This is a genomic window from Flexithrix dorotheae DSM 6795 (assembly GCF_000379765.1).
GTDB lineage: Bacteria > Bacteroidota > Bacteroidia > Cytophagales > Flammeovirgaceae > Flexithrix > Flexithrix dorotheae.
The window spans coordinates 503,610-525,654 of record NZ_KB903476.1 but is presented as its reverse complement, the minus strand read 5'-3'; the positions used below and the strand labels follow the sequence as shown (position 1 = coordinate 525,654).

The 22,045-nt window shown below is 36.4% G+C and carries 15 protein-coding genes; 11 read left to right on the top strand and 4 right to left on the bottom strand.

Features of this window, described 5'->3' with window-relative positions:
• The first annotated feature begins 182 nt into the window (after nt 1-182).
• Together A3EM_RS44335 and A3EM_RS0132760 are read left to right on the top strand one after the other, a co-directional pair.
• Complete coding sequence (locus A3EM_RS44335) at nt 183-1,889, top strand: L,D-transpeptidase family protein (RefSeq protein ID WP_020532498.1); 1,707 nt, start codon at nt 183-185, stop codon at nt 1,887-1,889.
• Nucleotides 1,890-2,096: 207 nt separating this feature from the next.
• Complete coding sequence (locus A3EM_RS0132760) at nt 2,097-4,451, top strand: patatin-like phospholipase family protein (RefSeq protein ID WP_020532497.1); 2,355 nt, start codon at nt 2,097-2,099, stop codon at nt 4,449-4,451.
• Nucleotides 4,452-4,502: 51 nt separating this feature from the next.
• Here the strand turns inward: A3EM_RS0132760 and A3EM_RS46535 are convergent, their stop codons facing one another.
• Both A3EM_RS46535 and A3EM_RS0132750 read right to left on the bottom strand, forming a co-directional pair.
• Nucleotides 4,503-5,624, bottom strand: a complete 1,122-nt coding sequence (locus A3EM_RS46535; RefSeq protein ID WP_020532496.1) for a DUF3179 domain-containing protein — start codon at nt 5,622-5,624, stop codon at nt 4,503-4,505.
• 11 nt (nt 5,625-5,635) lie between these two features.
• A complete protein-coding gene (locus A3EM_RS0132750; protein ID WP_020532495.1) occupies nt 5,636-6,622 on the bottom strand; it encodes a transporter in 987 nt (328 codons plus the stop codon).
• A 496-nt stretch (nt 6,623-7,118) separates the two neighbouring features.
• Here A3EM_RS0132750 and A3EM_RS0132735 point away from each other — a divergent pair, with 496 nt between their 5' ends.
• The 8 genes from A3EM_RS0132735 (at nt 7,119) to A3EM_RS0132700 (ending at nt 14,838) form a co-directional block, all read left to right on the top strand.
• Complete coding sequence (locus A3EM_RS0132735; protein WP_020532492.1) at nt 7,119-7,604, top strand: thioredoxin family protein; 486 nt, start codon at nt 7,119-7,121, stop codon at nt 7,602-7,604.
• 271 nt (nt 7,605-7,875) lie between these two features.
• Entirely contained in the window at nt 7,876-9,288 is a 1,413-nt protein-coding gene (locus tag A3EM_RS0132730; protein WP_020532491.1) for an anthranilate synthase component I family protein, read from the top strand.
• A gap of 28 nt (nt 9,289-9,316) precedes the next feature.
• On the top strand, nt 9,317-9,883 hold the full coding sequence (locus A3EM_RS0132725; RefSeq protein ID WP_020532490.1) for an anthranilate synthase component II: 567 nt from the start codon (nt 9,317-9,319) through the stop codon (nt 9,881-9,883).
• 108 nt (nt 9,884-9,991) lie between these two features.
• Nucleotides 9,992-10,975, top strand: coding sequence for an anthranilate phosphoribosyltransferase (trpD, locus tag A3EM_RS0132720; protein WP_020532489.1), 984 nt, complete (start codon nt 9,992-9,994; stop codon nt 10,973-10,975).
• A gap of 62 nt (nt 10,976-11,037) precedes the next feature.
• Nucleotides 11,038-11,244, top strand: a complete 207-nt coding sequence (locus A3EM_RS0132715; protein WP_020532488.1) for a hypothetical protein — start codon at nt 11,038-11,040, stop codon at nt 11,242-11,244.
• Between the two features lie 221 nt (nt 11,245-11,465).
• Nucleotides 11,466-12,707: a redoxin domain-containing protein gene (locus A3EM_RS0132710; protein WP_020532487.1), complete on the top strand. Its 1,242-nt coding sequence runs from the start codon at nt 11,466-11,468 to the stop codon at nt 12,705-12,707.
• A 158-nt stretch (nt 12,708-12,865) separates the two neighbouring features.
• Nucleotides 12,866-13,654, top strand: a complete 789-nt coding sequence (gene trpC / locus A3EM_RS0132705) for an indole-3-glycerol phosphate synthase TrpC (protein ID WP_020532486.1) — start codon at nt 12,866-12,868, stop codon at nt 13,652-13,654.
• Between the two features lie 257 nt (nt 13,655-13,911).
• Nucleotides 13,912-14,838 carry a CorA family divalent cation transporter gene (locus tag A3EM_RS0132700; RefSeq protein WP_020532485.1) on the top strand — a complete coding sequence of 309 codons (927 nt, stop codon included), beginning with the start codon at nt 13,912-13,914 and terminating at the stop codon, nt 14,836-14,838.
• A gap of 319 nt (nt 14,839-15,157) precedes the next feature.
• Here the strand turns inward: A3EM_RS0132700 and A3EM_RS0132695 are convergent, their stop codons facing one another.
• Together A3EM_RS0132695 and A3EM_RS0132690 are read right to left on the bottom strand one after the other, a co-directional pair.
• A complete protein-coding gene (locus tag A3EM_RS0132695) occupies nt 15,158-17,386 on the bottom strand; it encodes an NADP-dependent isocitrate dehydrogenase (protein ID WP_020532484.1) in 2,229 nt (742 codons plus the stop codon).
• Between the two features lie 247 nt (nt 17,387-17,633).
• Complete coding sequence (locus A3EM_RS0132690; protein ID WP_020532483.1) at nt 17,634-19,004, bottom strand: ABC transporter permease; 1,371 nt, start codon at nt 19,002-19,004, stop codon at nt 17,634-17,636.
• A 337-nt stretch (nt 19,005-19,341) separates the two neighbouring features.
• Between A3EM_RS0132690 and A3EM_RS0132685 the strand changes: the two genes are divergently transcribed.
• Nucleotides 19,342-22,014, top strand: coding sequence for a WG repeat-containing protein (locus A3EM_RS0132685; RefSeq protein ID WP_157638198.1), 2,673 nt, complete (start codon nt 19,342-19,344; stop codon nt 22,012-22,014).
• Nucleotides 22,015-22,045 lie beyond the last annotated feature (31 nt).

The window sequence follows — 22,045 nt, the reverse complement described above, 5'->3', positions numbered from 1 at the left end:
ACTTCCAATTATGCCAACCAAATACATTTCCAAAACAATTTGAAAAACTGATTTTTTAGGGGAAAACAAGTCTTTTTACTAACCAATAAAGGTTATTTTTAGAAGAAAAGAATATTATTATGTTATTTTTGAGCAGCATTGTTTTTATTCCACACACGTAGTTTTTGCCTTATTAATTCGAAATGAAAAACCCGCTTTTTAAATTGAAATTCCTCTCATTTTCCATTTTTTTAGGAGTATTAATTCCAATTAGTGTTTTCTCCCAAATAGAAAATGAATCATCTTTTGAAATTAAAAGAATTATTGTTGCACTTCATGAAAAACAAAGCATTGAAATAGAAGGTGTGGCCATATTCTCTAAAACAATTCTTCCTGTTTATTACGAAACGAGGAACTTTGAAAAAGGATGGGTTTCTAAAGCCTCAGTAGATTCTACCCTGAAAACCATTGAGTTAGCTTATTTGGATGGCCTTCATCCTGAAGATTATCATTTGGGAATTTTAAAAAGATTGAAAGCCGAAATAGATAGTGCGGCATCTCCAAATCCTATTACCAATGCTCATTTCGATATTTTACTTACCGATGCTGTTTTATTATACGCCAGGCACCTGTTTGATGGCAAAGTCCATCCCCAAAAGCTTCAATCAACCTGGAATCTCCAAAAACGGGTTTTTAATGGCGACACTTTGAAAATTTTGCAGGATGGTATTGCCAACAACCAAATCTCTAAAATCCTGGATTCTTTAAAACCCCAGGGGGCTATGTATAAAGGATTAAAGGAATATTTGGCTCACTATCTTGAAATTGCCCAGAAAGGTGGCTGGGGGGAAATTGAAGAAGGACCAACCCTTAGGCATGGCATGGCCAATGAAAGGGTAAAACAGGTGCGAAAAAGACTGGCTGCAGAAGGGTTTTTGCCAGATATGGGTATGTCCATTCCTTTTGCTGATCTTATTGCAATTGATACCCTTCAGTCTCACAACAAAAGGGTTGAAGAATTTTTTGATCAGGAAATGGCAGAGGCAGTTGCCAGGTTTCAAAAACAATATAGCCTTGATGTGGATAGTGCTATAGGGAAAATGACGATAAAGGCCATGAATATCCCTGTGGAGGATAGAATTAACCAAATTAGAGTAAATCTGGAAAGGTCTCGGTGGGTAATGGGCAATCTGGGGAAAGATTTTCTGGTGGTTAATATTGCAGGGTTTGAATTATTTTTAATTAAAAATGGGGAGGAAGTATGGCATACGAATGTGGTGGTAGGGAAAAAGTACCATGAAACACCAGTTTTTAAGGATCAAATCAAATACATCGTTTTCAATCCTACCTGGACTATTCCAAGGAGTATTGTGGAAAAGGAAACTTTACCTAAAATGAGAATTGATCCTAATTATATCAATTCCCACCATATGGAAATTGTGGATAATAGCGGTAGAATTATTCCTCAGAGTGCTCTTGACCCTTCCTCATTAACCATCAGTAAATTCCCCTATCAGATAAGACAAAAACCAGGTGATCATAATGCACTGGGAAGAGTAAAGTTTATATTCCCGAATTCCTATTCGATCTATTTGCATGATACTCCAAGCAAAAGCTTTTTTTCCAGAACTTCCAGAGCTTTTAGCCATGGATGTGTCAGGGTTGAGAATCCATTAATTTTGGCCGAAAAACTTTTGGACGATCCTGAAAATTTTAATCAGGCAAAAATTCAGGAAATTCTTAAAACCAATAAAACCAAAAATGTTTTCTTGAAGGAGAAATTAGATGTAATTCTGCTTTACTGGACGGCCGAAATCCATCCGGATGGTAAATTATATTTTAAAGAAGATGTTTATGGAAGAGATAAAGCTGTTTTGAGAGAACTGGATGAAGATAGACCAAAAATCTAATTTAGTAATGTTGAAAAAATTAAATCCTCATTTATAGGTAGTTATTTTTGTTCTAGACGATTTGTTTTTGAGGCGTATAGCAGCGTTACGCAACGAAAAAACAAAGTAGTATTGAGCAAATATAACAAGTAGAATGTGGATGTTATTATTTTATCATTACTTAGCAATTCATTTAAAGTTTTAATCCATTTAATTTAAGTAGTTGGAGTGCGAAGAAAAATCCTTTTATTCTTTATTTTATTTAAGACAATTGTATTTATTTCCTTAAGTTCTTTTGGTCAGGAAGAAGAAAAAGTGGCCCTGGTAATGAGTGGCGGAGGGGCACTTGGAATTGCCCATCTGGGAGTGATTAAGGCTTTGGAAGAAAATAATATTCCCATCGACTATGTAATAGGGACTTCCATGGGTGGGGTAATTGCCGGTTTTTATGCAGCTGGCTATTCCGTAGAAGAAATGGAAGAAATTGTGCTTTCCGAAGATTTCCAAAATTGGGTGAAAGGGAAGTTTGATGATGATTATAGAAATATTTTTTATGAAAACCAGGCTGATCCAACCATCATCAGCCTTAAACTAGGCATTCATGAAAAATTCGGGGTAAACCTTAAATCGTCATTTATTAACGATGCTGCCCTAAACTTTGCCCTGGCAGAATTACTCACTCCAGCTTCAGCCAAAGTAAATGGTAATTTTGATAGTTTATTTGTCCCTTTCCGATGCGTAACTTCTGATGTTTTTAGCCAGGTGCCTGTGGTTTTAGAAAAAGGAAATCTGGCTAATTCTGTACGCGCCAGTATGAATATTCCCCTTGTTTTTAGCCCGGTAAAAGTAGGAGACAGGTATTTGTTTGATGGTGGAATTTATAATAATTTTCCTGTTGAAGATGCCAAAAAAATATTCAAACCGGATTTTACGATTGGTGTAAATGTATCCAGCAATACCTTGCAGGAATACCCTTATGGAAATGATGAATACTATCTACCTGATTTAATGTCCTACATTTTGGTATCTAAAAGTGATACAGTTTTGGCTTCGGAAAATGGTGTGTATATCCATCCGGACCTGGATGGGTTTTCCTCCTTCGATTTTGAATATGCAAGGGAACTGCTGGAGGCAGGTTATGAAATTGGGCAAAAAAGGGTAGATCTTATAAAAAATAAGTTAACCAGGAGAATTGACCAAAATGAAGTGAAGAAAAAAAGAATTGAGTTTAGGGCAGGTATCCCAGAATTGAATATTGGAGGTACAAGAATTACCTCTTTAACAGATTCCTTAAGCAAGTACATTTTAAATCAGGAAAAACTCCTGAATCAAAATAACCCAAATCTGGACAAAGTAAGGAATATGTATTTTCACTTTGCAGAGTCTGATAACTTTGAAGCTTTATTCCCAAATTTTGATTTTAACCCGGACAAAAAGACTTTTGATTTTAATTTAAAAACAAAACCAAATAATAATTTCAAATTAAAATTGGGTGGTGCCCTTACCAATAGATCTACCACACAACTATTTTTAGGCCTGGATTATAACCTAATGAAAGAATCTGATTATAGGTTTGGGCTCAATCTTTATACTGGTGCTTTTTATTTTTCCTCTGATTTTAGTGTGCATATACGGCCCCCTTCCAGATTGCCATTTTACATAAGTCCGCGATTTATTTTCAATCAATGGGATTATAGAGCCGGAAAAGGCTTATTCAACAATGTAGAATCATTACAAAGCTTTGTTTTATCCAAAGATTTGAAATTAGGAGCTGAAATAGGTCTTTCTACTGGAAGAAAATCAAAATTGGCTTTTTCTGTGGATTATTTTGCCAATAATGATAAATATTCTCCTTTTGAAAATCTGGTGGATGTAGATTCCCTTAGTCAGACGAAATTTGATGGAATAGTGGGAAAAATAGGGTATTACCGCAATAATTTAAATAGAAAACAATTTGCCAGCCGAGGTCATTTTTTTGAAACCTCTATTCAATATATCGCGGGGCAGGAACGATTTTTCCCTGGGGCAATTTCCAGAAATTCAGGGATAGCAGGACTTAAAGATCCACAAACCAATAACCACGACTGGTTCAGGTTAAAAATAAGTGGGGAACAGTATTTCCCTATGGGAAAATATACCCTGGGGACTTTTGGAGAAGGAATGATTTCAAATCAGCCTTTTTTTAGTAATTATAAAGCCTCTAAAATAAATGCCCAACAATTTTATCCATTAAATGATAGCAGAGGCTTGTTTTTGTCTCAATACAGAAGTTATAATTATGTGGCAGCGGGTTTAAAAAATATTTTCAGCATTACTTCACTTTTGGATTTAAGAGCAGAAGTATTTCTTTATATGGACCTTACCCCAATAAGTACTCCTGAAAACGGGATCCCTGAAGTAGACCAGGAGTTTAATGAAAAGTTTGATGCCAGAATGGTGAATTCTTTAGCTTTAGTTTACCATTCCTTTTTAGGCCCTGTAAGTGCCAACTTAAATTACTACGAAAAAAACGATGGGGAAGGAGCCTGGAAAATCTTTTTACAACTGGGCTTTTTAATCCAAAATAAAAAGGCATTGGATTAGTGCCTGAATAAACCTTCACATTAAATGATTTTACTCTTTAGTATTTCCTGATTACTCTCCATCCGAAGGCTTTTTCACATTGTGATAAATACCCGATTCTGGATAAAAAGCCGCAAGGGCGAAAAAATATCCCATAAACGAATTAGTGGGGGTGAGCCTTTCCCCTTTTCTAGGTCCATCCACAGCTTCTCCAAAAATATCCCATTTATTTCCCTCATTATCCTGCATGATAATAGCTCCATCCTCTAATTCTGAAAATTCCAGTTTAGTACCATCGGGTAAAGTTCCCAGGAATGAAACCATATAATTTTTCTCCTTATTTGCTGCAATTACCACATCAGTTTCCCCTATCCTTTGTTCAATAATTTGAAGCGAATTATCAGAAGCGGCAAATCGGTAAATCTTACTACCTTCTTCCAAAAAAATTCCATGAGTCCTTTCTTTGGCCAAAACTCTTTCATCAAATGGTTTTACAGGGAAAAGAATGGAATTATGATTGGTTTTATAGTCACCATAAGGATAGCGATCATAATTTCTTGAATATCCGGTTTTAATGGAAACCACATCAGTATTTGGGTACATCTCCCTCCAGGTCTCCCACTTAGTTTCAACAACCTGAAGGGTTTCAATTTCCTGACCTTTCAGCTTCCCATTCACGCTTTTCAAAAGCATCTGTGACCAGTTGCTATCAGTATTTCTATCGTAGGGAATCAGATTTGTGTTATAAAGCAATCCCGATACTCCAAAGGTCGTGAGCGAACCATTTACAATTCTATCCCAGCCAATTCCAGTACCGGTAAGTGGGCAATAGGTGATGGAGAAATAAGAATCATTTAGCTCATCATTAATGATTTCGTGCCAGTCCAGAATTTTATGTGGATAAGCCCTGGTGACTTGTCCTATTTTTATCCCAATCACTAAATCATCCTCATGGAGGAAACTGGCATCAGCTACAGGGATTGTTGGTGGTTTCTCAAGTGCAGGGATACCATCCTTACCCGGTCCGCCATCAAACACTTCAGATTGAGGAATAAGCCAGTCAGGGATGTTACCACCTCCATTTGCTCCACCTCCTGAAACAGGAACAGGACTATTTGGTTGTGGGTCTTCCTGGCAACCTGCAATGAATTGAGAAATTGAAAAAAGCAAAAAGAGTAGAAAATACTTTTTCATCGCTTAATTATTTAAAAGTTGGAAGCCGGAGCATTGATATTGGATTTAACCAAATCTTTTTTTCTTCCGAATTTGAAAAATACACCGGCATTTATTCTATAAGTAGGGGATAATTGTGTCCCAGTTACCTTTCCATACATTGGAAACTCGGCATTTACCTGAGTAGAAAAATCTTGGGTAATATTATAAGTTAACCCTGGGTTGATAAATACCCAGGAACCTCCAGTACTGGGAACAATTTCACTATCTATATTATCAGCAGCCACTTTTCTGAATCTAAAGGCAAGAGATGGATCTATAATGAGTTTTCCCAAAATTAGCCTGTCACCAATTCCTGCAATGACCTGAAACTCATTTCCAAATTGGTAGATTCTTGAGCCTAAATAATCGTGATTTTTTCCAGTGAGCCTGAATGTAGAAGTTCCAAAAAATGCCATGGAGGGTCTGAAGCTCAACTCCTTATTAAAGCCAGCCCAAAAAATTAAATCCCATGAACCACTGCCAGGTTGTAAATCTGCATTGAGCGGAATTCCATCCTCCCTAACCAAATCAGAAGCTCCTGTGGGGAATTTTAAGCCCAATCCCAATCTAAGGGGTTTCAAGACTTTGTATTTGGCGAGAATTACAGCATCTCCAATTCCTTCAGTATGTACAAAATTTTTTGGGAGATTGGGTTGTTGGATTTCCCTTTCCTGCCTTACATAAGATATAAATCCTTCTATGGATAATTTAGGGGAAAATGTATAAGCAGCTTGAAGTAGCGCTGAATGAGTAAGGCGTTTCCTGGAATTGTCATCCAGCTTGTTTGTACCATCTTTCAGGGTTAGCAGCACATTTACATCATAGTTTAAACTAAATTGCCAATTCCCGGCATAAGTCTCTGGTAATCCCAGATTTCCGGTTAGTGGTACTCCTCCGGAGCAACAAGTTTGGGCGGCTACATTTTTTGAAAAAATAAGTCCAAATAGTAGGAGACAGCCAATGATGGAGGGTCGCATTTTTAGTCTTTGCAAATGCAACAATGGCAATAGTGATTATAGTTCGATTTTATCAAATGAGTTTTCCCTCAGTAAAAATTTGTTTTGTAGAATAAAAAGAAAAAACGGCAAAAATGCCTTCAAAATTAGTGTGGGAAAGGGTATCAGATATGGGGTTGTTTTTTCTAGTCCCAGGTGGGAAAATATGGCAGATATCTTCCTTACTTTCTCAGAAAACCTTTTTGAAGGCAAGATTTTTGGGCACTTTTCATCGAATGGAAAAGAGTCGAATGTGTAATCATCATGCTTTGCTTATAAATTAGTTTTGAAGTTTTGAGTGAAAGGTCAGTTATAAAATCTAAAAGTGGCTAAAATCCACAAAAATGAGCTTTTACTTTTTGCTACGGAAAGCCTAAATTTATTAAAGGAAATATTGTTTTCATAGGGCACCAATATAAGGAATACCTGATGAAAGAGGAATAAAAAGTTTTTGAGGTAAAATTCATGATTCATTAAAATGACAAAATTGATAAAAAGAAAGAGCGGTTATTTATTTACATCAGCTTATTTGGTGGTGGCGATTATTATTCTTGGTTTTTCCTCCAATGTTAAAAAAGGGGAAAATGATGAAAAACAAATTAACTGGCTGACTATTGATGAAGTTCAGGAACTTTCAAAAAAGGAACCACGGAAAATTTTTGTGGATGTGTATACTTCCTGGTGTGGCTACTGCAAATTAATGGATCGCACAACTTTTACCGATCCTGAGGTAGTGGATTATGTGAACAAACATTATTACGCTGTGAAGCTAAATGCAGAAAGTAATAAAATGATAAAATTTCATGGCAAATCCCTGGCTGAAGGCGATCTGGCCAATGCTTTTGATGTTTCCGGCTACCCAACTATTGTGTTGCTGGACGCAAAAATGAAAACTGCTGATGCCCAGCCCGGATATAGAAAAGCCAAAGGTTTTCTTAAAATGCTAAAGCAATATAATGAGTAAATTTTCCCGGAGAGTTTTCAATGAAAAGGCTGTTTTCTTGCCTGATTCTCAAAAAAATCCCTTTTAGCATTTGGAATATTCAATTTAGCTGACTTTTTTTGTTTTATGATAAAAAATAAATCTCAATATGGATTCTGGTTTTGGCAGTGGTGCATTGGAAATTTCAATGTGGGCAGAATTCTATTGTAATATTATAAAGATATTCTTAAGAAGGCTTCTTGTTCACTCAAGAGGCCTTTTTTTTTAATGTTCTTATCAAAACTAAAAGAAATTGAAAAAGTTTAAAATTACCACCAAACACAAAAAACTACTTGCCGATACCTACACTCCGGTAAGCATGTATCTGCAGCTAAGAGATTATTTTGTGAACACCATTTTACTGGAAAGCTCCGATTACCATGGAAATGAAAATGCTTTTACCTACATCTGTTGCGAGCCTATTGCCAGATTTGAGGCTTATGGAAAGGAATATCTGGTAAAATACCCGGATAATTCTATCGAAAAAAAGGAAGTTGGGGAAAGAAAGGAAATATTAGCCGCTTTAAATGAATTTACCGAAGCTTTCGATACGCCTAAAAGTGAGGTAAAATTTATCCAGAATGGACTGTTTGGATACATGTCGTTCGATGCTGTTCAGGATTTTGAGGAAATTAATTTTACCAATGAACCTACCGATGAACTTAAAATTCCGGAAGTTTTATATCAGGTTTATCGCTATGTAATTGCCATCAACCATTTCAATGAAGAAGTGTATTTGTTTGAGCATCAGGTGGAAGGAAATGAAGTTGAAAGTAAACTGGATACCATCCAGACACTTTTGAGCAACAGAAGTTATGGGGCTTATAATTTCGAAACTGTTGGAGAGGAAACTACAAACTTTACCGATGCCCAGTTTCTGGAAGTGTTACAAAAAGGCAAGGACCACTGCCACCGGGGAGATGTTTTCCAGATCGTACTTTCCAGAAGGTTTTCCAAAGCATTTAAAGGTGATGACTTTAATGTGTACAGAGCGCTGAGATCAATCAATCCTTCTCCCTATCTTTTCTATTTCGATTTTGGAAATTTCAAGATTTTCGGTTCTTCTCCGGAAACGCAAATCGCCATAAAAGATAAGAAAGCAGCGATTTACCCCATAGCAGGAACTTTCAGAAGAACTGGAAATGACGAACAAGATGCGGTAATTGCCAAAGAATTATTCGATGATCCCAAGGAAAATTCGGAGCATGTGATGTTGGTAGATTTGGCCAGAAACGACATGAGCAGAAATGGGGAAAATGTAAAAGTGGAAACTTTCAAGGAAATTCAATATTTCTCACACGTAATCCACCTGGTTTCCAAAGTAACGGGCGATGTGACTAAAGATAATATTTTGCAGGTAGTGGCAGATACCTTTCCGGCAGGAACACTTTCAGGTGCGCCAAAATACAAAGCCATGGAATTGATCGATAAATATGAAAATATAAGCCGAGGCTATTATGGTGGCTGTATTGGCTTTTTAGGTTTCAATGGGGATTTTAATCATGCCATTATGATCAGATCATTTTTGAGCAAGAATAATCAATTGCATTACCAGGCGGGAGCTGGAGTAGTTGCCAAATCTGAAACGCAAAGCGAGCTGGAAGAAGTGAATAATAAGCTGATGGCTTTAAGAAAAGCGCTGGATGTGGCAAAAGAAATAAGATAATGAGGCGGTTTACAAAAAGAAATTCAAAATGAAATTATTAATACTGGATAATTACGATTCATTTACCTACAATCTGGTTCATCTGATTAAAGAGTTGGGATATGCGCCAGTGGTAAAGAGAAATGATAAAATATCATTGGAATCGGTGGGAGAGTTTGATAAAATTTTGCTTTCCCCAGGTCCGGGAATTCCGGTGGAAGCCGGAATCATGATGGACCTGATTAAACAATATGCACCCACCAAAAGCATCATGGGGGTTTGCCTTGGGCATCAGGGAATTGGGGAAAGCTTTGGCGCGAATCTGATCAATATGGATTTGGTGTACCACGGCATTGTTTCGGAAACGCAGGTATTGGATGAAGAAGAAATCCTTTTTAAAAAAGTGCCTAAAGTTTTCAATACCTGTAGATACCACTCCTGGGTAGTCGATCCGAAGGAACTTCCCGAAGATTTGGTGATCACTGCTACCAATGAGGAAGGCAGAATCATGGGACTTCGCCACAAAAAATATGATGTGAGAGGAGTGCAGTTTCATCCGGAATCATTTCTTACGGAAAATGGCGCTACAATTATGAAAAACTGGCTGGAGGCTTAATTTTATTTGAATAAAGAAATCTGGTGAAGATTATATAAAAGCTGGTTACTTCCACTAAATAAGTAGCCAGCAACACAAATTGAATATTAACTGAAACCTTCGGGAAAAATGAAAGAAATTTTAAACCGACTTTTTGAATACAAAACCTTATCAAAAACTGAAGCAAAGGAAATTCTTACCAATCTTGCTCAGGGAAAATACAACCACAGTCAGGTGGCAGCCTTTCTCACGGTTTACTTAATGCGAAATATTACTGTTGATGAACTGGAAGGATTTAGAGATGCAATGCTCGAATTGTGCATCCCGGTAGAATTCGATGGTTTCGATGTAATTGATTTATGTGGAACTGGCGGAGATGGCAAAAATACTTTCAATATCAGTACGCTTTCAAGTTTTGTGGCTGCCGGGGCAGGCGTGAAAGTAGCCAAACATGGAAATTATGGTGTTTCTTCCGTTTCTGGTTCCTCAAATGTACTGGAACATTTCGGACATAAATTTACCAACGATCAGGACAAGTTGAGGAAGTACATGGATGAAGCCAATATTTGCTTTTTACATGCGCCACTTTTCCATCCGGCAATGAAAAATGTTGGTCCGATCAGAAGAGAACTTGGAGTGAAAACCTTTTTCAACATGCTGGGACCAATGGTAAATCCTTCGAAACCCAAAAACCAACTGGTTGGAGTTTTCAATCTGGAACTGCAAAGATTATATAATTACCTGTATCAGAAAACGGATAAAAACTATGTGATTCTTCATGCGCTCGATGGCTATGATGAGATTTCCCTTACCGGAGATTTTAAAGTAGTAACTCCGGCAAAGGAAAGCATTTATTCCCCCGAAGATTTAGGACTGAAAAAATGTAATCAGGAAGATATTTTTGGTGGGGAAAGCATAGAAGAAGCCGCTAAAATATTTAAGGATATCATTAGCGGAGATGGCACACCAATTCAAAATGAGGTGGTAATAGCCAATGCCGGAATGGCGATCCATTGTGCCAAAAATATTGCCGTAGAAGAAGCTTTAGCGCAGGCTAAGGAATCACTAGAATCCGGAAAAGCCAGGGCTGCTTTGGAAAAATTAGTGGCCTAAATAATAAATAAAGACTAATCAAAGACTTATAAATAATTGTTTAAAATTTAATTGAAATTGTCATGAATGATTTTATGAAAGACTTGGAAATGTATTCTTCAATGGAAAATGAATACCTTAAAAAATTTCCACAAGCCCAACCTATTGGTAACTTTTATTCTTACTTCGGTTTATCTAAAATGATGGAAATCCTGGAAGAAGCCAACGGAAGGGAAATCAGATTTTACAAAGGCGGAAATGAAGATCAGTGCATTTATGTATTCGTCTAACCCTTCCTCAAAGGATTTGCAAGTTGGAATAGCATCAACTTGCAAATCCTTTTTAATTTTATAAAATCCCTTCAAAAAAAGCTGCTGAACCCGCTGGATCGCAATTGCATTGCGATTCTTACAAATTCGGTATTTGCAATGCTATTTTATCTTTTTACATTTGATTGATATACATTACAATTTCTGCTAAGGTTAATACTTTTTCAAAAACAACCATCACTATGAACCTACCTGATTTTTCATTACCAATTATTCTAATAAATATTTTATTCGGTAGTATTTCTTGTTCTGTTAATAACTCTGGCAAGAATGGAGAAATTGAGCAAAAAAACCTATCAAGTATTACAGTAGGCTCAAAAGTACCTGCCTATTCCTTTAAGAACGTGTTAAATAGTAATGTGCAATCTATTTCGATTGATGAGTACAGTGGTAAACCAGTACTCATTGAATTTTGGGCGACTTGGTGTAGCCCTTGTTTACCAGCGATGAAAAAACTGGACAGCCTTCAACAGCAGTTCCAAGGTAAAATTGAAGTTATTACTGTTTCAGCAGAGCATAAAGATAGACTTGAGAATTATATTAAAAATACCAACACTCGTCTTCCTGTAGCAATTGATTCCTTTTTTTATCAAGCTGTACCTACAAATGGTATTCCTACTACTGTGTTAATAGATCAACTTGGTATCGTAAAAGCAATTACACACCCAGCTAATATTAATACGGAAATTATTAATAAGTTAATTGCTGGGGAGGAGCTTGCATTAAAAAGAGAAAAAGAAATTTCAAAATCTATTGTAATAAACAAGATAGTTGGGACAGAATATCAGATTTTACTTAAATCTCAATCACCCTCAAAAGGAATGGAAGAGCATTCTTCAGTTAACTCTGAAGGGAAAAAGAATGGCTATATTTATTATAACCATGCATTACCAAGCCTATTTCAGAAGCTTTTTGATATACCAACCTACTATAGACTTTTTTACAGAGATGGTCTAGTGGAAAGTGACTTTTATAATAACACTAATAATAACAATATCTTTACATTGATTTTGGAATTTGAACCTCAATTTGAAGAAAAAACTAAACAGAAAGCTATTGATTTTTTAAATAGAAATTATGATATAACTGGTAAAAAATCTATAGATAGTGTAGAATGCTTTCTATTAACTGTTTCTGATAATATTCTGAAAGAATCTACAACTGAAAAGGAAGATTATCAATTTAGAGGGCCTGAGCTAATAGCAAAAAAACAAAAAATGGAAAGACTTGCCCTTTATATTGAAATGATGCAACGTATAATTGTAATAGACAAGACAGGTCTGGAAGGACTATATGATTTAGACCTTAAATGGGAATTTGAAAAGCCTGAAACTTTGCATAGAGAATTAGCAAAATATGGACTTGAATTAAAAAAGTCAGAAACAACACTGCCTATAGAGATTGTAGAAATATATAAGAAATAAACCCAATTTTATTGCGATACTTACAAATGCTGCTAAGCAATACCCTAATCAAGTTTCCCACCCAAAAATTCCAGTCCACAATTAGTTTCTTTTCCAAAACCAATAGCAGTTTGTGATATCTCCTTATCTTTGTCGGGAAAAATTAATTTTAGATAGTTGTGGATATACTGGAAAGAATAATTGCCCATAAGCAAATTGAAACTGAAGCCAGAAAATCAAAGGTTTCGGTGAAGGAACTGGAAGCTTCTGAGCATTTTAACCGGGAAGTTTTCTCGCTCAAAAAATCATTGGCGAATTCCAATTTTGGCATTATTGCCGAATTCAAAAGGCGATCTCCTTCCAAAGGATTGATTAATGGAACAGCCCAACCAGCCGATATCACTCAGGGATACATCAGTGCCGGAGCCAGTGCAGTTTCCGTATTAACCGATCAGGAATTTTTTGGTGGGAATATGGACGATTTGAAAGCCGTAAGAAAGGTTTTATCAAGTCCTATACTCAGAAAAGATTTCACCATAGATGAATATCATTTATTAGAAGCCAAATCTATTGGGGCAGATGCTATTTTACTAATTGCCGCAGCGCTTGCTCCTCAGCAATTAAAAGACCTGGCAAAATTTGCCAAAAATCTGGGGCTGGAAGTACTAATGGAAGTGCATAACATACAGGAACTGGAAGAATGCCTGAACGACTATGTAGATGTAGTGGGGATCAATAACAGGAATCTAAAAACTTTTGAGGTAAGTATTGAGACTTCCATTGAAGTAGGAAAAGCCATTCCCGATCATTACCTGAAAATTTCAGAAAGCGGTATCAGCAATTGTGAAAGTATTTTTGAATTGCAAAAGCATGGTTTCCAGGGATTTCTAATTGGGGAAAATTTCATGAAAAATGCTGATCCAAAAGCCGCAGCAAAATCATTTTTCCAGGAATTGAATGGAAAATAATTATCCTTTTGCAGAATAAAACGGGGAAAAGCCTTCAAAACTAGTGGGGGAAAGACGACCAGATATTAGTGATGTTTTTCAAGTCATTAGTGGGGAAGTATTGCAGAAAGCCTAGAAAAAATGTAGTTTTTTTGTATTTATAGATGATTTGCATGCTTTAAAAATCGACAAAAACTTATAATTTTTTATAATTACTAAAGTTGTTTTTGAAAGGAGCAATTAAACAAATTTTTTAATCCTAACAACACATTTTTTTAATGATCCAATCAGTATTTCGGGACGAAGAACAAAATTTTGAGTGGCTGGATGTAACTAGTCCAAGTGCAGAAGACTACCAGACACTTACCGAAAAATATGACCTTCATCCAGCTGCAGTAAAAGATTGCCTTTCCCCAAACCATTTGCCCAAGTACGAAAGGATAGGGGAGACTGCCTTTTTAATTACCAGAATCTATGATGAAAATAGTCAGACAGAAGCAGATACAATACAGCAACTGACCAACAAAGTTGCGCTTTTTGTATCAGAAGAATACCTGATTACCATCCATAGAAAAAAGGAATCATTTATCGAAAAGGTAAAAAAGAAATGGCAAAACCCGGAAAAACTGGATTCTGAAACGCCCTCTTATTTGCTTAACCAATTATTGAATAAAATTCTCCATACTTATGATGGGGCAATGGAAAGAGCTGCTGAAGGACTGGATACACAAGAAACCAGAATTTTTAATGATACCAAAAACTCTTCCCAGCTGATTAGAGAGATGTATATCGTAAAAAGAAGAGCTTCGGTTTTTAAAAGAATGATTTTCCTGACTAAAGAAACCATGGAAAAGTACGCCAGGTTTTCCGATGTGCAGGACCCCTTTACTCAGGATTTATTGGATACGGTGGAGTCTTTACATTTCGTAGCTGACGAATTGCATGAAAATGTAAACAACTTGTTGAATTTACATATTTCCCTCACAGCGCACCGAACCAATGAGATTATGAGTTTACTGACTATTTTCTCTATTGCCTTTTTAGTACCTACCTTGATAGCGGGTTTATACGGAATGAACTTTAACAATATGCCGGAACTCCAGTCGTCCAATGGATACTTCATTGCATTAACTTCCATCATTGTGATGGTGTTGGGTTCTCTAATTGGGTTGTCTATTTGGTTTAAGCGGAAAGGATTATTGTAAGTATTTTTAAGGGATTAGTTATTAGGGTTAGGAATTTTTCTTACCTGTTGTTTGAAAAAAAATGTATTTACTATAAACACAAAAGTTAAAACTTGATGGCAAGATTTTTTTGTTCCCGGTCATCGCATGATTTTTCATCGACTGGAAAAAGGGCGGAAAGCTAAATTGTTATTCAGGTTTTAAATTTTCCAATAAAAGATTGTGAAGGGTATAACTTAGCTAGTTTATTAGTAGTAAGCTTATTTGATGTATAGTATAAAAAGTGGAAAGCCTTGTCAGTTCAACTGACAAGGCTTTTTGATATATAAGTTAAATTGACTTAAACACTTGCTAAAATAGCATTGAAAGTCTCACTTGGTCTCATGGCTTTTGAAGCCAAATCATCATTAGGATGATAATATCCACCAATTTCAACAGGGCTACCCTGAGCATCATTCAATTCATCTACAATCTTTTGCTCATTTTCTGCCAATGCTTTTGCCAGTTTAGCAAATTTCTCCTTTAAACCAGCGTCCTTGCTTTGATTAGCCATTGCCTCAGCCCAGTACATTGCCAAATAAAAATGACTTCCCCGGTTATCAAGTTCTTTCACTTTTCTGGATGGAGATTTGTCGTTATCCAGGAATTTTCCAGTGGCTTCATCAAGAGTTTCTCCTAAAATCTGCGCAGCAGGATTATTGAAAGCAGTTGATAAATGCTCAAGAGAAACGGCAAGAGCAAGGAATTCACCAAGAGAATCCCATCTCAAGTGTCCTTCTTCATTAAATTGCTGAACGTGTTTTGGCGCAGAACCTCCGGCACCGGTTTCGAATAAACCACCACCATTCATTAAAGGAACAATTGAAAGCATTTTAGCACTTGTGCCTAGCTCCAGAATTGGGAAAAGGTCTGTTAAGTAATCTCTCAATACGTTTCCTGTAACAGAAATAGTATCTTTTCCTTCTTTAATTCTTTCCAATGAAAATTTAGTAGCTTCTACTGGAGATTTGATAAGGATTTCTAATCCTGTAGTATCGTGATCCTTCAGGTATTGATTCACTTTTTGGATCAATTGTGCATCATGAGCTCTTTTCTCATCTAACCAAAATACTGCAGGGGTTCCAGTAGCTTTGGCTCTGTTTACGGCAAGTTTTACCCAATCCTGGATAGGAGCATCTTTTACCTGACACATTCTCCAAATATCACCTTCTTCAACCTTATGCTCAATTAAAGTATTTCCAGCCTGGTTAACTACTCTTACCACACCACTTCCAGAAATCTGGAAAGTTTTATCGTGCGATCCATACTCCTCAGCTTTTTGGGCCATTAATCCTACATTGGAAACACTTCCCATTGTAGTTGGATCAAATGCACCATGTTTTTTACAGAAATCAATGGTTTCCTGATATACTCCAGCGTAAGATCTGTCTGGAATAGTAAATTTGGTGTCTTTTTGATTGCCGTCAGGTCCCCACATTTGCCCTGAAGTTCTGATAGCAGCCGGCATTGAAGCATCAATAATTACATCACTAGGCACATGAAGGTTGGTAATTCCTTTGTCAGAATTTACCATAGCCAGCTCTGGTCTGTTTTTGTAAACTGCCTGAATATCTGCCTCAATGGCTTTTTGTTGATCGGCAGGTAATTGCTGGATTTTATTATAAACATCACCGATACCGTTATTCACATCCACACCAATTTCTTCAAATACAGTAGCATACTTTTCGAAAACTTCTTTGTAATACTCTACTACTACAGCACCAAAAATGATTGGGTCAGAAACCTTCATCATGGTAGCTTTCATATGCACTGAGAATAAAATATCCTGCTTTTTCGCATCTTCTATTTCTTTTGCGATAAAGCTTCTAAGGGCACTCATACTCATTACGGTGGCATCGATAATTTCCCCAGCCAGTAGTTTTGTGCTTTCTTTTAAAACTGTATTACTTCCATCAGCCCCTACAAATTCTATTTTCACATCATCATCTGCACTGATAGTCACCGATTTTTCATTTCCAAAGAAATCACTACTTTCCATACTGGAAACATGAGACTTCGAGTCTGCACTCCAGGCTCCCATGGAATGTGGGTTTTTCCTTGCGTATTCTTTTACTGCTTTAGGTGCTCTTCTGTCAGAATTTCCTTCTCTTAAAACAGGATTTACAGCGCTACCTTTGATTTTATCATATTTCGCTTTAATGCTTTTTTCTTCATCAGTTTTTGGCTCTTCCGGGTAATCAGGAAGGGCATAACCCTGAGACTGAAGTTCTTTTATCGCTGCCTTCATTTGAGGAATTGAAGCACTTATATTTGGAAGTTTGATGATATTGGCTTCAGGAGTTTTAGCCAATGCGCCAAGCTCTGCCAATGCATCAGATTGTTTTTGTGCATCAGAAAGATATTCCGGGAAATTGGCAACAATTCTACCTGCAAGGGAAATATCTCTTGTTTCCACTGCTACATTAGCCGCTTTAGTGAAAGTTTCAATGATGGGAAGTAGAGAATAAGTTGCTAAAGCTGGAGCTTCATCAGTTTTGGTATAAATAATTTTGGACGATTGCGCTGTCATTTTCTTTTATTAGTTTTTTTTCTCACTTATGCCATTTTAGCCAAATTGGTTTAAAAGGCACAGTTTTTTTGAAATTGATTGAACTGCTCAAATTTGCTGCAAAGATAAAGTTAAGAACTTAAAGTAAAAATTTGTTTGTCTGGACTTTGGGCTATTATTTTTTAATTAGGGAGAATATCGAGATGAATAGTAAAATTTAAAGGGAAATTAGATGAAGTTTATTAATCAGGCATTATGGTAAATGATGTTATACATGCTCACTCACAATAGTATTTGCCGCATTTTTGGCGGGAAGGTAAGAGGCTAAAATAGTAATAAGAATCACCACAATTCCGGTTGCCAGAAAATCAAAGCCGTTGAGCTTAACCGGATATGCCTCTACGATTGAACTGGGAACTCCTAGGGGAATAACTCCAAATTCCTGCTGGATAAAAACGATGATAAAGGCAATTAGCAATCCAAAGAAGGCTCCACTTAGGGCTATGATACTGCCTTCCAAAAGGAATATTCTTTTTAAAAGCTTTTTGGTAGCTCCCATGGAAATAAGGATTGACAAATCTTTTTTCTTTTCAATCACCAGCATGGCAAGGGAAAAGAATACATTAAAGGAGACAATAATCAGGATAAATGTAAAGCCAATGAAGACGAAAAGGCGTTCAATTTTTACCGCTCTTAAAACACTGGCTTGTTGTTCATCTGCATTTTTTACCAATAACTCTTCTCCCAATAAGTTTTGCAAATCACCCTGAACTGAGGAAATTAAAGTCGGGTCTGTTACTTTTATTTCCAAACTTGTTCTTTTATTCTCATATTGGAGTAAGTCTCGGGTAAATGCCAGGGGAACGATGACGTACTTTGTATCAAACTGTTGTTCTATGGCCAAAATACCACCGGGTAAAATGGACTTTCTTACCAGGGCTCTTTCCGGGTCCATACTTACCTTTTTACCTTTTCTCGGATAGTGAAAAACCAATGCAGAAAATTCATCTTCCAGCTGAACAGAAAGCTGGTTCATCACGCCAAACCCTAATAATGCTTGCGGTTTTCCGTCAAACTCAAGTGCTGACTGGCCTAAAACTAGGGCTTTTTCGATCGGGTATTGTTCATGAAAATTATCACTTACTCCTTTTATAATCACCCGCATGGAAGCATCCTTGTACCTTAAAAATGCATCATCTTCTATTACTTCTGTTACTGTATTAACACCCGCGATTTCCTGAATCCTTGAGATCAGCAAGCTATCTACCTCAAAAGATTTCCCTTTGGCAGGAGTAATTTTAATTTCCGGATTGTAGGCACCGTAAAGATTTCTGGTGAGATCTTCAAGGCCATTGAAAATGGAGAGAATAATAATTAGGGCTCCTGCGCCAATACCCACTCCAATCATGGAAATATTGGTGAGCATCTGGATGAGATTTTGAGCAATTAGTAAGTTGATGATTTTTCGGTAAATTTTTATTTCCTTTCCGGTGAGAAATACGAAAAGACCAAGAATTACCATAGGCACTGCCCCAAGAATAAAAAAAACAATACCTTTTAAAATACTGAAAATATTATTGCTATTTTGTGAGGTGAAATATCTTCTCGCAATATAATATGAAGGATTCTTAAGGAGCATATCAGCAATTGATCATCAATTTATTAACTTTGCGGCATATTGGATTTTTCAAACATATACATGGAAAAAATATTTGAAAGCATTTCACCATGTTAGTTTTTTAATTCATAACCTAATTTTATAAATATGTACCGATGGTAAAATTAGTTAAGTAAATTAAAAAAAAATGTTTTTCAATAAATTAATCAATTGTTATTGATTTTACGACTGATTTCGATTGATTTTCATTCCAACAACAAAAAACCAAATTATTGGAAATGGGTTGCATTTTGGAGAAGAAGCCAGGCAATATTTCTGTGAACTATTTGGTGGATTTTGGAATAAAAATAATAATAAATTGACAATAAGATTTTTTATGTTTCGGGGATTATTCTTGCTGATTTTTCTTGTTTTTCCCTTGTTTCTGAAAGCACAAAGTTTAAGGTCTGTTCAAAATGCGCTGGACAAGCAGGATTTTTCCAAGGCGAAAAAATTATTGGAGAAAATAATTGAAAAAGACTCTACCAATGCAGGCGGACTATATTTATATTCTATTTACTTTCTTCACCCCTATAATGATCAGGGTGTTGAAATTGACTCCTCTTATAAATATGTGCTTTCTGCTATTTCTTCTTATTACGCCTTAGAAGAAAAGGAAATAATTAAACTGGCAAATGTAGGAATTACGGATAGAGAACTTACTTTTCAAAAATCTTATATTGATAGCCTGGGTTTTGCTATAGCCGATAGTTTACACACCATAGAAAGTTATCAGCATTATGTAGATAAATTCAGTACTGCCACTCAATTTAACCTGGCCACTCACAAACGAGATAGCCTGGCTTTTGTGGATGCCGAGCAGACCAATACTTATGAAACTTATTATCATTTTTTTACCAGCTATCCCAATGCCAGACAAGCTGAAGAGGCTGAAATCAGGTATCATAAATTATTATTTCAGGAAAAAACTAAAGATGGAAATCTTGAAAGTTATGCCCAATTTATAGAAGATTACCCGGAAAGTCCCTTCAGACCAGATGCAGAAAATCAGTTTTACAGGAAATTTACCGCTGACCATAAGGTAGCCACTTACGAAAAGTTCCTGGAGAAGTACCCGGATAACGCCTATGCAGACAGGGCCTGGAAGTGGTTGTGGTTTCTTACGAAGGATACCGATAAGGAAAGTTTTTTGAAGATCTATCCTCAAATTCCCGATAAGGATTTTATTAACAAACATCAGGTTTTGGACTTCACCCATTTTTTCCTTTTCTATGATGATGAAAAAGGATTATATGGTTTTATGGATCAGTTTGGAGAAATCCTGATTGATGCTCAATTTGATGATATCCATCCGGATTATTTCTGTGAAAGTGTGGTAGAGGATTTTATCATCATAAGGAAAGAAGAAAAATATGGGGCAATTGACAAAACCGGGAAGTCCATCGCCAAAATTGAATTCGATAAAATAGAAGCATTTAGTCCGGGTGTACTCATTGTGGAGAAAGAAGGAAAGCTGGGCTTAATCAACCGAACCGGATACACCATTCTGGAAAATGAATACGAAGATATTGAATACCTGAATAGTAGTCTGATAAAAGTAAAGCGGGGAGAAAAATGGGGGTTAGTGGCTTTTAATGGTGTGAGTTTGCTGGGTTGCGAATATTTTGAACTGAGGGTAGATAGTGGTGGAGTTGTGGCTATAAAGCAAATGGGCAAATATGCCATAAAGACCGAAAAGGAACTGTTTTCACTGGCAGCTCAGGGAAAAAAAACTGAATTGTCATTTAAATACGATAGTTATGGTGTAATTCAGAATGAGTACCTGAAATTATATGCAGATGGTTATTATTCATTGTGGAAGATTGAAGGTAATAAAGGTATTATTGAATACGCCCTGGAAATAGAAGAAACCCCTGCCGGCTGGCTTGTTTTTAAGGACAATAAATTCCAGATTTTTGATAAGGAGGGTAAAAGAATAACTCCGGTAAATTTTGAGAAAATTGTGGTTAACCGGAAGGCTTATGGCATTAGGTTGGAGAAAAAATGGGGGGTAATAGATTTTAAGGGGAACATTTTCATTCAGCCTAAATACGATACGCTTATTTTTATAGGGGATCGGGGGATTTTGTTATTTGAAGATAAAAAGAAGCTCGGTTATTTTTATAAGGATGATTTTACCGATTTTACCAAATATAAATCTCTGAACATTCAGGCGGTAAAAGTTTTAAATGAGGATTCGGTATTTGCAGATGTGCCTTACATTATTACCGAGGATAGAAATGGTAAAATGGGTTTACTTTCCGGGGACGGAAAAGTTTTAATTTCCAATCGGTATTCCAGTCTGGCTTTAATGCCTGACGGGTTGGTAATTGTGGAGCAATATAAGAAAAGAGGATTGATGAATATTGAAGGGAAAACAGTACTCAAACCACAATACGATGGCATTGCCAACTTTGAAGAAGGTTATTATTCTCTGCTGAAAAGCAAAAAATTTGGTGTTTATGATCTTCCGCATAATTCCACCATCCCACCGGTTTACGATGGGTTATTAAAGTTTTATGGACATTCAGATAGCTTGTATATTGCCAAAAAAGGGAAGTATGGACTTATTGACAGAAATAATCAGGTATTGGCCGATTTCCAGTTTGATGACCTGAAGCACTGGAATGATACTTCGGTTTTGGTACAGCACCAGGGCAAATGGAAAATCTTTGATTATATCGATAAATATTTCATCCCCGAAACTTTTGACACTTTTGATTACCTCCGCCAGGATGAAGAGGAAACCATTATTACAACCTTCCGGGCAAGTGGGTACGGGCTTTTAAGCAATAAAAGAGGGAGGTTAATTCCCGAAGAATATTCCCAGATTGTAAATCTCGGTGATATGGAAACTCCTTTGTATTTTGTGGAAAAAGATGTTTCCCAGGCGGGTCTCTACATTTTGCTCTACATCGATAAAAATGGTGAAGTCATCAAAAAACAGGTGCTTCAGGAAAAGGATTACGAGAAGATAGCCTGTTATGATTGACAAGCATGCTGCATGATCCATTTATTTGGAA

Bases quoted from the DNA above. Each gene is read 5' to 3' on its own strand.
- A3EM_RS44335 (WP_020532498.1), top strand. From the start codon at position 183: ATGAAAAACCCGCTTTTTAAATTGAAATTCCTCTCATTTTCCATTTTT.
- A3EM_RS46535 (WP_020532496.1), bottom strand. From the start codon at position 5,624: ATGAAAAAGTATTTTCTACTCTTTTTGCTTTTTTCAATTTCTCAATTC.
- A3EM_RS0132750 (WP_020532495.1), bottom strand. From the start codon at position 6,622: ATGCGACCCTCCATCATTGGCTGTCTCCTACTATTTGGACTTATTTTT.
- A3EM_RS0132735 (WP_020532492.1), top strand. From the start codon at position 7,119: ATGACAAAATTGATAAAAAGAAAGAGCGGTTATTTATTTACATCAGCT.
- A3EM_RS0132725 (WP_020532490.1), top strand. From the start codon at position 9,317: ATGAAATTATTAATACTGGATAATTACGATTCATTTACCTACAATCTG.
- trpD (WP_020532489.1), top strand. From the start codon at position 9,992: ATGAAAGAAATTTTAAACCGACTTTTTGAATACAAAACCTTATCAAAA.
- A3EM_RS0132715 (WP_020532488.1), top strand. From the start codon at position 11,038: ATGAATGATTTTATGAAAGACTTGGAAATGTATTCTTCAATGGAAAAT.
- A3EM_RS0132710 (WP_020532487.1), top strand. From the start codon at position 11,466: ATGAACCTACCTGATTTTTCATTACCAATTATTCTAATAAATATTTTA.
- A3EM_RS0132700 (WP_020532485.1), top strand. From the start codon at position 13,912: ATGATCCAATCAGTATTTCGGGACGAAGAACAAAATTTTGAGTGGCTG.
- A3EM_RS0132695 (WP_020532484.1), bottom strand. From the start codon at position 17,386: ATGACAGCGCAATCGTCCAAAATTATTTATACCAAAACTGATGAAGCT.
- A3EM_RS0132690 (WP_020532483.1), bottom strand. From the start codon at position 19,004: ATGCTCCTTAAGAATCCTTCATATTATATTGCGAGAAGATATTTCACC.